Here is a 12,531-nt window from a genome sequence, read left to right as displayed (position 1 = left end):
TGATAAGAATCCCGGCCCTCTGATTCCCGCCAATTCACGTGCCAAATCGTCATGACACCGTTCAAATTTCCACATTCATCTGAGCTTCGGATTATGCTTGTAAAGAAAGCACCATAAGTCTGTCTTCAACGCTTGAGCCGATATGTCCTCTGACAACCATGCTGCTGGCAAGCAAATCCGAACAAGATTGTACCTGCGTCGTATCCGGCGGGGGGTCTTACTGACGGTCACCATCAGTGCTTGCCTCATCACCGTCATCGCCCTGCTGACCACATTCTGGCTGACCGCACAGGGCATTCAGTTACATGCCATTTCTGGCATTGGTGTATCCCAGCACGGTCTGTCGGTCAAACTGCTGACGATCAACATCCATGAAACGAAAATTGAGCTCAGCCACGTTCTCCTTTCAAAACAAAACCCTTCCCGGGAGGACAGAACGCTCTCGGACTCGGCTCAAGAACGCTGGCGGATTGAAGCCAAGCAAATGAAACTGAGGCCTTCACCTCAATTCAGAACCCAACTGCGACAAATGAATCTGAACGGTAAAGATGCCATGCTGGAGCAGGTCTCATTCGTCAGCCAGGGCGCGCTGACTCAGGGGCGTTTTCTCTTTCATGCAAACAGTGCCGAAACCCAGTTTCACACCCTGACGTCTGACACCGGTTACCGACAACGTCTTCAGGATATCCAGATTGAAGTCGCAACGTCGCCCGACTTTCGGATCAGCGGTCATCTGGGTCGCGGTGTAATGAACCTGCCGGTTCCTGCAGCCAACCAGACTGAAAAGTATCCGGCTGACTTTCAAGACCTGAATTTTTCTTATCAAAAAACAGAGACAACGCAGCCTTTCCACATGTCCGTCAGGCAGATAACACCGGGACAAACCGAGAATCAGGAGACAACAGATGAGGGCATTGATCAGTTGAGCATCACGCTGGATCTCGCATCGCCCGCGAACAGCCTTACCGCCAGTGCCAAACGAATCGACTGGAATCCGTCTTTCCTGCTCAGCCGCCAACCTGCTTCTGAGACACCGTTTCAGCCTCAGCTCGGGCAACTCACCGTGCTGCTCTATCAGCTTCCGGCGAAAAAAATTGATGTTGATCTGCTGACCATCCGGGGTTACCTGTCACACGCTCAACTCTCTTTGAACAAAGCGCAGGAAGGCACGCATTTTTCACTGAAAGGAATGCTGAACGCGGGTGTAACCAATGCATTGCCTTTTGATATACGTTTCCTGGCATCTGCCAATCAGGCCGCTTCTTTTTCACTTCGGCTTCTGGATGCATCCGGAGCGGATAAGACACAGCCCCCCCTGCTGGCCTGCGATGCGAATTGGCAATTTTCCTCGGATGTTCCCCAGCAAATCGCATGCATAAGTGACAATGTCACTAAAATCATGCACAAGTTCAATATCAGTGATATTCATGTTGAAGATTCAAAAACACAGACGCTTTCCGTCAAAGCAGAGCGCATCCATTCAGAGCACACACAAACTCAAGCCACTCAGGCATCAGAGCCGTTTGACTGGCATTATCAGATTGAAGTACAGGGACCTGAACACATTGCCTTTACAAGGCCCGACGGCACCCCTTCGAAAACAGCCAATCGTCGCGAACAAGATCCTGCCCGGATAAACATGACGCATGACGGGACATGGCGCTGGGAGCTGCAATTGAATTCCAAACAAGCACTGATGAGTCTTGCGGCACAGGAACAACTGGCTATCTCAAGCAAAAGTCCTGACGTTCAAACTCAAATTGATCTGACTGCGCTGACTTGCCACATCCCCTATCCGGAACCGTCAAACGACTGGCTGAATACCCTCAGTTGTGAAGCAGGCAGTACGGTTACGGCGGCTACAAAGCTTCTGAAAATCGGGCCAGTCGCGGCACAATCCATTGAAATGTCGCAAAGGATTCAGGCACAGATAAAAACGAATGTTCTGCAAATGACGATTTCTGATCTGAAAGCCCACGCAGAGCGTATCACCTTGCCCGATACAGCAGAGCATCAGAACAACATTCTGAACCGGCCTGAATTCAGTGCTTCGGAAATCAGGCTGACTTCTCCCCTGACAGAACAGGCACCGCTGACGTCATGGCACATTGAAACTGAACAGCTTCCCCTTGAGCTGAATGCAGACTTCAGCAGTACTCACCCTGTCGAGCCTAAACAGACGACCCGACGCACACGTCAGCCAGTTCAGCATGCCACAGGAAATCTGACGCTCACTCTGAATCGACTCCGGGCAGAACTGACCCGAGACCAGTGGGCATTCAACAGTGAATATGAAGCCGACCTGACCTTCAGCCTGAATGCCCAACCCTTCCCGGCCGTCAGGAGTCATGGTTCACTGACCACGAGTCCTGACCAAATAGGAGTCACAGGCCGTTTCAGCACAGCAAAAAGTTCTCCGATTCTTCACTTCAGAATCACATCAGCCATACCAACGGGGAAAACCCGCTTTCAGATTTTCCCCCAGCGTTTAACCTTCTCCGGAAAACAAAGTCTCCAGAAATTTTACTTGCCTCAACTTCCCGCCCGGCTGGATCTCAATAACGGCAATCTGACTGTCATTGCAGATCTGACTCTCGATAATCAATTATGGTCCGGCTCACTGGATGTCTTCACTGAACACCTGAATGGTCGTTTTAAGGATGTCCATTTTGCTGATCTGAATCTGTCGTTTACCAGCCTGATTTACAACAACACCATCCGGAGTCGTCATCCCCTGACGGTGCATAACGGCTGGCTCTTTGCCGGAACCTTATTTCAGGACATTACCCTGAACGGCGAGTTTGATACCCGTAAACCTGATTATGCCCTTCACAGGGCAAGTGCGAGAGTATTGGGCGGCTATCTCAGTACCCAGGGGGTGACCAGTCATTCTTTGACGAATATTGATGTGATTCCCTTGCGGATCCAGCGTCTCAGTCTTAAGAAATTAATGGATTTATTTAACGCAAAAGATGTCGAACTCACCGGATTGCTGGACGGTATGCTGCCCATCCAAATTGAAGACGGCAAACCCGTCATCAAAAAAGGTACTTTATTTTCAAGAAGTCCCGGCGGTATTCTACGCTATAAACAAGAGTCATCGATTGGCGAAAATATCGAATCGGGCAATACCAACAGCCTCAAAGTCATCGCCGGGATTCTCAGAAATTATCAATACGACTCTCTTGCCATTGATATAGACTATTCAAAGGATGGTCAATTAAATGCCAGTTCAAGGTTCAAAGGCCACAACCCAGACTTCCTGCATGGCAGACCGGTCAACATCAACCTGAACATACAAGATGACATCCCGGCCCTGATCAAAACGCTGAATACAATTAATGCCTCTGAGTTCGAGCGCATGTTTGTGAAGCAACTTGGTCTCGAAAAATAGATTTTGCGCTGAAATTTGTTGCAAATGACTTGAAAAGGTCGAAGCCCATGGATATTCAGTTAAAGTATTACTGCATGACAGGCTGTTTGGCAGCAATACTCGTCTTCTCAGCTTTCGGGGTAACTGGTTGTACACCAACGGTTCAGGTTGCTGCATCGGATAAGCCGATTGAAGTGAATCTGAATGTCAAAATAGAGCATGAAATTCGCATTAAAGTTGATAAGGAAATTGATGACCTATTCAGTGATGACGAAGTCTTCTGACAAGGCGGGGAGCCAGTCATGAAACGTATGCTGACTTATTTTGCCATTCTTTTCTTTTGCGCCAATGTGCTTGCCATTGATTTACAGCAAGCCAAAGCGCAGGGGCTCGTCGGTGAAGCCAATACCGGATACGTTGCAGCCGTGACACTGTCACCCACCACAGAGATTCGCCAGTTGATCCTGGAAGTCAACAAAGAACGGAAAGAGAGTTATCAGCGTATTGCCGTATCTCACGGTCTGACGCTGTCTGAAGTCACGCGACTCGCCTATAAGAAAGCAATCGACAGAACCGAGCCGGGACATTTCTACCAGAACGCCAGCGGACTCTGGGTGAAAAAATAGTCCCCGGCGACACCGACAAGTTTCGGTGGAACCAATTTTTTTGCAGTCAACCTTTCAACACTCAGATCTTACAGTGAATTTCAGCGTCAGAACAAGGTATACTCCAGCCACCCTTATTCGTGTGCTGTTTAAACATGTTGTTCCAACCCGCTCTCATTAAACAACAGATCACCCGTCATCCGATATTCTGGCTGTGTGCGCTGGTTTGTCTGATGCCCGTCATCAATTCACCGGTTGCACTGATCCTTGGATTTTCGCTCGCAACCTTAGGTTTTGTGCCAACGGATATTCCGGTTGCGTCTCTCACCAAGAAACTTCTTTCTGCTGCAATTATTGGTCTGGGATTCGGGATTCAGCTGGATGTTGCCATTGAAGCCAGCCGGTCCGGCCTTGGGTTAATTCTGGCTTCAATTGTGCTTACTTTACTCATGGGGGTCTTACTGACCCGCCTGTTCAGACTGGACAAAAAGACAGGGCACCTGATTGCTTCTGGAACCGCTATCTGTGGCGGCAGTGCTATTGCAGCGGTCTCCCCTGCCATTCAGGCGAACAGTCACCAGACATCACTCGCATTGGCCACGGTGTTTATTCTCAATTCAGTTGCCCTGTTTATCTTCCCGACCATCGGTCATTTGCTGAATATGTCTCAGCATGAATTCGGAATGTGGGCCGCCATTGCCATTCATGATACATCCTCTGTTGTCGGGGCGGCGGGCGCCTACGGCGATGAAGCGTTGATCACCGCAACCACACTCAAACTCGCCCGGGCTCTGTGGATTATTCCTTTGGCTTTTCTGAGCGCTTTATTATTTCGGGGAAACGAAAAGAAAATCTCAGTCCCCATGTTTATCCTGTACTACTGTGTTGCCATCTTGTTCGCACACTGGCTGCCGCAATTCAGTGAACTGTACCAGGCAATCTTTTCACTTTCCAAGCGTGTGCTTGTGGTTTGTCTGTTTTTGATCGGGGCGGGAATTACGGTGCAGAAACTGCGCGCTGCAGGAGCGAAACCACTCGTGCTTGGTGTTCTGCTCTGGTTCACGATAGGGAGCGGATCACTGCTGGCAATACTGTCTGGCTTTGCCGGTAGTTAATCAAGATCACCAGCAGTCAATCGAGATCAAAAGGTTGCGGGGTGCTGTCCTGACTCTGGTTGTCCTTACGCCATGCGTTTCTGGCAACCAGAGTAAAAAGCAGTGAAAAAGCGGTCAGACTCAGCAATGCACTCCATATCCCTGACGTCATCAGCGATCCCACCGTCAGCACTAGTACAGCCACCACCCATTTCACTTTCTTATCCATCTGCGTCACTTCAATTGCCTTATTACATCAACACATTATTGTTGATGTGTACTCCAGCGGGAAAATACCCTTTCACACTAAGAAAGCAGGATTTGTTATAACCAAAAGTAGTTAAGGCAGTTTTCTTATTTCAATTAAACCGTCTCGACGTGCTGACCCGATAACTTCAGACTTTCGTCTAGGATAAAAGGAGCTGATTCACTGTCTGAGGAGCGTTCTGTCATGCGGCGATTTGAAAACATTCTTTACATCAGCGATGGCATTCAGGATGAAACACAGGGCCTTCAACAGGCGCTCAGTCTGGCTGATGCCTTTCAGGGGAAGCTGACCATATTCATCATTTACCCGGACTTACCGGAAACACTGGAAAGCTATCAGGCAAACTGGGAACAAGCACTCATCGAAAAAACCAAAAATTTCGTGAAACAAGCCAGGACCAGATTATCCACCCCGCAACAAAGCATCATGCCTGCAATCGTTGCCCAAAGCAGCAAAATACCGGCCACCCTGATTATTCAGAGTGTCCTGCGCGACGATTTCGATCTGGTGATTAAAACCGCAGCACGCATGCAGCCAGACAGTGGCCTGAAAGCACTGGATATGGAGCTTCTGCGTCAGTGTCCCTGCCCGGTCTGGCTTTGCCGTCCTATAACTCACCCGCAACATCAGGTCCATGTCGCTGTTGCGATTGATGCCGACAGCGACAGTCAGGCAGAAACAGATCTCGACGTGGCACTGCTTCAAACGGCTCGTGACCTGGCAAATGACTGTGACGGAAGTCTGATTGTCATTTCCTGCTGGGATTTTCCGTACGAAGAGATTTCCAGTAACCCGTTTATCCACGTCCCTGAATCTGAACTCGAACATTCCATTCAGCGAACAGAAGCAAAGCACCTTGAGAAATTCAATGCACTGGTTGCGCTCTCAGGAATCCATGGGCCGATGAAAGTATGCCATCTCAAAGGGATGCCACAGCAATGTATTCCGGACATGATTGAACAGGAACAAATTGAATTGCTGGTGATGGGGACTGTGGCAAGAACAGGGATTCCCGGATTTATCATGGGCAATACTGCAGAAGACATTGTACAAAACACCCGGTGTTCAATTCTGGCACTGAAACCCAAAGGATTTGTCACCGACATTAAAGCCTATTAACTCAGCTTATCCGGCAGATAGCAGAATGAAAAAAAACGGGCTGCTCTACAGCCCGCTTATGATTGTTTCAACATTGTCTTACTGAGCGTTCATGGCATCCAGTTTAGCCCCGACGGGACCAGAGAAATTGTACCCATCGTGCTTGTCCCAGTTAATTGACCAGGTCATCACACCGCCATAGTTCGGGTAATTGAAGGCCGGGACAACAGAACCACAGTGAGTTCCGGCCGTCAGACAATCCAGCGCATTCAGAATATTCTGCGTCGGTGCCTGACCGGAGTTAGCTGAACTCGGGCCTGATGGCAGACCAATTGCAACCTGATCATCGCGCAGTGGTGCAAACTGCTCCCCATTTGCCAGCGTAAAACCTTCAATCAGCATCTTCGACTGAGCCACCATCATATCCACCGAGCCTTCTGGTGCTGCCCCTGTGGTGTAGGGATTTGGCAAACCGCCGTTGTTATACAACTGCACGTGCAGCAAATCCAAGGTTCCGCGCAGCTCGTTAATGAGCGGAATATAAGCGCCCCAAATCCCTGAGTAGGCCACCATACCGCCCTGAACATAAGGATGCTCCGGCGCCATGGTCAGATACATATCTCCGCCAATATTGGCTTCAATCTGCTTCAGGGCACGAGGCAATCGCGCCTGAATCTGAGAACCGTGAACCATGTTCGAACCGCTTTCCAGATCAATATCCAGTCCGTCAAATCCCCATTCGTTGATAATCGCCGTCAGACTTGAAACGAAGTGGGCTTCGTCGGCATCGGTATTGAGCGTGATCGTTCCTTCTGCCCCCCCCAGAGACAGCACAAACTTTTTCCCTTGCGCCTGCAACGCGGCCATATCCTGCTTAAACTTTTGCGGATCAAGTGCCGGACAACTGCTGTGAATATCACCACTGTACAAATTGAAATGCACTGTTCCGTTACTGCCACGATCATTCTCGGCAAAGGCAATGTCAATGACATCCCAGGCATCTGACATATCGCTCAGGTTTATCGGACATCCCGCGCCATTCACAAAATTGTGCCAGTAACCAATCAGCTTATGTTTCTTCACCGATTGTGACAAAACTTTCACTGTGGCAGCCGAAGAAATCACACTCAATCCGCTCGCATCGGTTACTTTGGCGGACACGGTATAATTCCCCACTGCACCCGGCGTCCAGTTGGTGCTGTAAGGTAACGTCATATCAGTGGCAATGACGGTACCGTTCACCAGAAAATCGACCTGACTGACCGTACTGTTCAGCGACGCAGCATCGGCTGAAACCGCGACTGATTTGCCTAAACCAACAGATGTTCCGGATGCCGGAGACGTCAGCGTGACCACCAAAGGCGCATCACTGACATTGACCAGCACACCTGCGTGACCTGTATTCCCCTCATTATCTGTGGCGATAGCAGAAAGATTGACCGCACCTGCACCGACCGCTGTCCACGACATTTCAAATGGTGCTGAAATGTCTGCGCCCAGACTCTGACCGCCAGCGAAGAACTCAACTTGGGTCACTGAACCATCAGCATCGGTGGCATCCACCGATAGAGTGACAACGTCACCCTGAAGGACAGTTGCATTGTCAGCCGGAGCCGTAAATGTCACTGTTGGCACAACTGCACATATCCCCTGCGCTGTCCAGGCATCAGACCAATACAAACCAGTGCCCGGCTCATAGGCCCATGCAGAGTCAGATGAACACCAGCCGGCAACATCACAGCGGTATTTGTAATTAACGTTCTGAACGATATCGCCAGCCTGATAGCTGGTCCCTGCTTTATAGACTGGTACCCCGGCACATCCACCGGACGAAGCACCGGAAACAGCCACGGTCACCACAGCGCTCCAGGTGACCGCTCCTGCATCATCGATGGCTTTGGACTTGAATTCATGGGTACCGGCAGTTGCTGTCCAGTTCACCTGAAAAGGTGCTGCATTTGCTGAACCCACCAGCTGGTCATCCACATAAAACTCAACCGCAGTGACGGTACCATCCTGATCGGTTGCATTTGCACTTAGCGTGACCACGTCACTTTCTGCAATCTGCGATGACGCTGTCGGATTTGTCAGTGCCACACTTGGCGGCTGATTGTTCCCTTCCGCCTTGACAATGACAGACACGGCATCTGTCCGGCTGGCTCCCTGATTATCAGTGACCACAGCCGTCACCGTATGGTTGCCTTCAACCGTATTCCAAGAAACGGAGTAAGGCGCTGTATCATCAATCCCGACGACACTGCCATCAACCTGGAAAGTAACATCGGTTACCTGGCCATCAGAGTCTGATGCATCTGCGGTCAGCGTGATCGTCTGATTCACCCCGAACTGAGCATTGTTCAGGGGAGATGTGATCGCCACTGTTGGAGGCTGATTTCCTCCGGCTGCATCACAGGCACCAATCAGCGACCATTCTTCATAAGGATCCGAATACTGGACAGGATCCTTACCCTGATTCCACCAATTGGCCTGATAAGCATTCTCCATGTGCTGCACCTGAGCACCACCGTTATATGCCGTATCACTGGCCCATAATGTTAAAGAGGTACAATCCACAGCAAATGCGGACAACGGGCTTCCGAGCCCAACCACAACAGCTGTATGAATAAGGGTTTTACGCATAATGAACGTCCTATTCTCTCAAACGGAAATATTCCCAAAAAAGATATTTGCTTCATTTGATGAGCAAATTATCCGTAGTCATAATGGACGACTTTCTGCATTATGATAAATAAGACAAATTTATATTTAACTATTCCTCAGTCAGCTCTCAGTTTTAAGCGAAAACTGATCGTCTACCGACAATGCATCAGGAATTAAGATCACGATTTAAAGTAGGAAATGGACAAGATAAATTGGCAGGAAATCATCAGGATGGTCAGTCTGACCATCCTGTTTCAATTCAAAAAATATTTAAGCAGCAATCGTACTGATTAAAAATAAGTTATAAGCAAATATCGCAACCAGCAGGAGAAACCCTTCAAACCGGTTGATACGACCCGGACCACGGATACCCAAACACATCAATACCAGTGCGACTGTCAGCGCCATCATCACCAGCCAGTCACGGGCAAAGACTTCGACTCCGATACTGGTCATCGGCGAGATCACTCCGGCAATCCCGATCACTGCCAGTATATTGAACATATTTGAGCCGACCACGTTTCCGATCGCGATGTCATGTTCCCCTTTCCGCGCCGCTGCAACGGATGCTGCCAGCTCCGGCAGAGAGGTCCCCAATGCGACAATTGTCAGGCCGATGATCAGATCACTGACGCCCAGAGACTGTGCGATAGTCACTGCACCCCAGACCAGAATCCGGGAACTGACCACCAGAAGAACCAGACCAACAACCAGCCAAATCAGTGCCTTCTTCAACGGCATGTCCTGATTCTGCAGCTCATTTTCTGTTTCTGTGGCCAGTGCATCCCCTTTATTCCTCAGACCGGAATAGATTGACCAGCCAATCAGAATGAAAAAGCCGGACAACAGCACAATGGCTTCGATGCGTGTCAGCTGTCCGTCCCACAATAACCCGCCAGCCAACAGACCAATCAAAATTAGTAATGGTAACTCTTTTCGGAGGATGTTTGACTGAACCGCAATCGGCGCGATGATCGCTGTAATGCCCAGAATTAAGCCAATATTGATAATGTTGGACCCCAGGGCATTGCCCAGCGCCAGCTCAGGGTTTCCGTCAAGTGAGGCCATGGCTGACACCACCATTTCAGGCGCGGAGGTACCGAACCCCACAATTACCATGCCGATTAATAAGGGGGGCATCCCCACATGGCCAGCACTGGCTGCCGCACCGTCAACAAACCGATCTGCGCTCCAGACTAGCAACGCAAATCCCAGCAATATGGCTAATGATGCAATCATCATAAGTAGTACATCCCAATGTTTAACAAAATAACGTTCAAAAAATGTGGCATTTTGAAAAGGTCGAACGTTCGATAAACATCAGCGTTGGGGCGCCAAGGATATAGGTTTTACCTGTTGAGTGGTAGCAAAATTATTCTTCATACAACGAAATCTTACATCTTATTTTCCGGTATCCATTCCTTTGTGGTAGCGGAAGAAACAGACCTGATCAGAAGTCCCTTCAGACACCTGAAGAGACTTCAATAACCCGCCTGTCACAATCAGAAATAAGCGTACAAACGAACAGAAGATGACAAATCATCTCGCTGCCATTGCTGATACTGCACCTGTGTTCTCAGACCGAGGTGTTGTGTCAGCGCCCAGTGCCAGCTTGCTTTTACATCGGTTCGCCAGCGCATGGCATCCCATTGATAAAGCCCTTGTGCCGACAAGGCCAGCTTATGTGCTTCACTTGCCTGCCAGACCATCCCAGCCTCAGCTCCAAATCCCAGGTTGAGGTTTTCTCCCTGTGCATCAAAATAATTCAGCTCAGATGACATCAAGGTATAGGCGTGCAGAGAATTCGCATCTCCCCAGGATTTACCATAGCCACCCTGCATGAAGTACCGGCCAGTCTGACCGTTTTCATCCGGCTGCCTGTCATAACCGGCCCGGATATTCCAGGACAGTGAATCGAACACTCTGTAATCCGGTGCCAGAGACATCGCATCCACCAGATATAGCTGATTCAGATCGAGACCACCTTGCTGATCCACACCGAGCTGAAGATCAAAGAAGCTGATCTGAGCACCCGGAATGTAACCACCCGCATTATCCAGCAAGTCATGATAAGCCACACGCCACTCCAGCAGCGCCTGATCATCCTGATGCTTGCTGTAACGATATCCAAGCCCCAAACGAGAAGAGTGATGTCCCTCATCAGGTGACATCGCCGGTCTTGGTGGCTCTGAGAACGGAGACGGAGTATCCAGCTGGCTTCGCGCCAGTAACAGCTTCTGCAGCTTCGGAGCATAGGTTTCACGGGGCAATGCCTGATCATAAAACTCGAAGTTCAGCCACTCATAGGCCATCTCCAGCGTTGCCGCTCGCTCGGACGGCGTACCGTCAGTCGGATACTGTCCATTCATTGCATTCCGTGCAGACTGAAGCTGTTCATCAGACAACTGTTCCGCATAATACATCAGCTTTGTTCCGAACGAAGCCCGGTACTCCGGCGCCTGAATCAGTCCTTTATCCCTGAGTATTTTAACGGTATCAGACGGAATGGCCTGCAAGTCAAAACCGGAAGTCAGATCCAGATCTTCCCTGCCCGCTTCCAGTAATGCCAGCAACTGATAAGAGCAATTTTCATCGATAAAGTAGTAATCAAACTCGACACCATTCATTTCCCAGAGATGACGCAACACCTGCTGAACTTCCTGCTCGTTGAAATCAATGGAGTACTCCCAAATATCCCGGGATTCTAAGTCATTATATTCACGGACTTTTCGGTAATAAGGCATGACGGTGAAGTTACCCGGATACTCACCAATCAGCCCCTTCACCGCATACAGGAATGCGTTGTCATCTGATTCAGGGGTAGCCGCAAAGTTCACCGCAAATGCAACCAGCTCACGATGCCGGTTCTGATCTTTGGCATCAACCCGGAGTAATGTATGTCCGAACATTGAAGATGGGCTGTTCATGAATGCCGTCGGAAACACCAGGGTTAAACCTTTCGGGTTCAGTGCCTGTTTCCAAAGTTCTTGCTGAGGACAAACCGGCTGTGGCCAGTCTGCCTGTAATTTTTCTTTCAGCCAGTGAAAACGCGCCGGATAGCGGCAACTGTAACTGTCATCGGCTGGTTCGCCGGTAAATGCGCCCGCTTCCTTTTCAAAAGCATTCACTGTCGCGTTCAGCTCAGCAAAAGGGGCAGATTTACCCTGCTCACTGATAAAAAACGTCCGGGAGTCGACCAGACTCTTGTAAGAGCCTGTTATACCCGGCTGATAATGACCCAGCGTATGCCAGTATTTCGAGTCAGACAGCTGCTGTATGTCCTGCGAAGAGAATGCCAGTGCAGAACTGCTGAATAGGGTGAGAGGAAGCAGAGTTAACCAGGTCTTCATGTGAAATCGATGGGGGTCAGATGGATACAAACAAACGTACTTCCATGCTTTATACCAATTGGAATCTCGCATTGGTCAGCTG

General features: G+C 49.6%; 9 protein-coding genes. 5 read left to right on the top strand and 4 right to left on the bottom strand.

Annotated features, from left to right (window positions below; genetic code table 11):
• Positions 1–142: 142 nt before the first annotated feature.
• The 4 genes from L4174_RS18760 (at position 143) to L4174_RS18745 (ending at position 5,093) form a co-directional block, all read left to right on the top strand.
• Positions 143–3,394 carry a YdbH domain-containing protein gene (locus L4174_RS18760; RefSeq protein WP_248142393.1) on the top strand — a complete coding sequence of 1,084 codons (3,252 nt, stop codon included), beginning with the start codon at positions 143–145 and terminating at the stop codon, positions 3,392–3,394.
• 47 nt (positions 3,395–3,441) lie between these two features.
• Positions 3,442–3,657: a YnbE family lipoprotein gene (locus tag L4174_RS18755; RefSeq protein ID WP_248142394.1), complete on the top strand. Its 216-nt coding sequence runs from the start codon at positions 3,442–3,444 to the stop codon at positions 3,655–3,657.
• Between the two features lie 18 nt (positions 3,658–3,675).
• Positions 3,676–3,999: a YdbL family protein gene (locus tag L4174_RS18750; protein ID WP_248142395.1), complete on the top strand. Its 324-nt coding sequence runs from the start codon at positions 3,676–3,678 to the stop codon at positions 3,997–3,999.
• 134 nt (positions 4,000–4,133) lie between these two features.
• A complete protein-coding gene (locus L4174_RS18745) occupies positions 4,134–5,093 on the top strand; it encodes a YeiH family protein (RefSeq protein WP_248142396.1) in 960 nt (319 codons plus the stop codon).
• 16 nt (positions 5,094–5,109) lie between these two features.
• Here the strand turns inward: L4174_RS18745 and L4174_RS18740 are convergent, their stop codons facing one another.
• Positions 5,110–5,301, bottom strand: a complete 192-nt coding sequence (locus L4174_RS18740; RefSeq protein WP_248142397.1) for a hypothetical protein — start codon at positions 5,299–5,301, stop codon at positions 5,110–5,112.
• A 222-nt stretch (positions 5,302–5,523) separates the two neighbouring features.
• Between L4174_RS18740 and L4174_RS18735 the strand changes: the two genes are divergently transcribed.
• A complete protein-coding gene (locus tag L4174_RS18735) occupies positions 5,524–6,459 on the top strand; it encodes a universal stress protein (protein WP_248142398.1) in 936 nt (311 codons plus the stop codon).
• A gap of 78 nt (positions 6,460–6,537) precedes the next feature.
• Here L4174_RS18735 and L4174_RS18730 read toward each other — a convergent pair whose 3' ends face one another.
• From L4174_RS18730 to L4174_RS18720, 3 genes are all read right to left on the bottom strand, one after another.
• The gene (locus L4174_RS18730; RefSeq protein ID WP_248142399.1) at positions 6,538–9,078 is read right to left on the bottom strand and encodes an Ig-like domain-containing protein; all 2,541 of its coding nucleotides are present in this window, start codon (positions 9,076–9,078) and stop codon (positions 6,538–6,540) included.
• A 291-nt stretch (positions 9,079–9,369) separates the two neighbouring features.
• A complete protein-coding gene (locus L4174_RS18725; protein ID WP_248142400.1) occupies positions 9,370–10,341 on the bottom strand; it encodes a calcium/sodium antiporter in 972 nt (323 codons plus the stop codon).
• A gap of 260 nt (positions 10,342–10,601) precedes the next feature.
• Complete coding sequence (locus tag L4174_RS18720) at positions 10,602–12,449, bottom strand: DUF4105 domain-containing protein (protein WP_248142401.1); 1,848 nt, start codon at positions 12,447–12,449, stop codon at positions 10,602–10,604.
• Between the last annotated feature and the right edge of the window lie 82 nt (positions 12,450–12,531).

The organism is Photobacterium sp. CCB-ST2H9 (assembly GCF_023151555.2).
In the GTDB taxonomy this organism is placed as follows: domain Bacteria; phylum Pseudomonadota; class Gammaproteobacteria; order Enterobacterales; family Vibrionaceae; genus Photobacterium.
Note: the sequence above shows the minus strand (reverse complement) of the source record. Positions and strands in the feature narration are given on the sequence as shown.

What these genes read in the sequence shown, in the direction of transcription:
- L4174_RS18760 (WP_248142393.1), top strand. Translation starts at nt 143, where the DNA reads ATGTCCTCTGACAACCATGCTGCTGGCAAGCAAATCCGAACAAGATTG.
- L4174_RS18755 (WP_248142394.1), top strand. Translation starts at nt 3,442, where the DNA reads ATGGATATTCAGTTAAAGTATTACTGCATGACAGGCTGTTTGGCAGCA.
- L4174_RS18750 (WP_248142395.1), top strand. Translation starts at nt 3,676, where the DNA reads ATGAAACGTATGCTGACTTATTTTGCCATTCTTTTCTTTTGCGCCAAT.
- L4174_RS18745 (WP_248142396.1), top strand. Translation starts at nt 4,134, where the DNA reads ATGTTGTTCCAACCCGCTCTCATTAAACAACAGATCACCCGTCATCCG.
- L4174_RS18740 (WP_248142397.1), bottom strand. Translation starts at nt 5,301, where the DNA reads ATGGATAAGAAAGTGAAATGGGTGGTGGCTGTACTAGTGCTGACGGTG.
- L4174_RS18735 (WP_248142398.1), top strand. Translation starts at nt 5,524, where the DNA reads ATGCGGCGATTTGAAAACATTCTTTACATCAGCGATGGCATTCAGGAT.
- L4174_RS18730 (WP_248142399.1), bottom strand. Translation starts at nt 9,078, where the DNA reads ATGCGTAAAACCCTTATTCATACAGCTGTTGTGGTTGGGCTCGGAAGC.
- L4174_RS18725 (WP_248142400.1), bottom strand. Translation starts at nt 10,341, where the DNA reads ATGATGATTGCATCATTAGCCATATTGCTGGGATTTGCGTTGCTAGTC.
- L4174_RS18720 (WP_248142401.1), bottom strand. Translation starts at nt 12,449, where the DNA reads ATGAAGACCTGGTTAACTCTGCTTCCTCTCACCCTATTCAGCAGTTCT.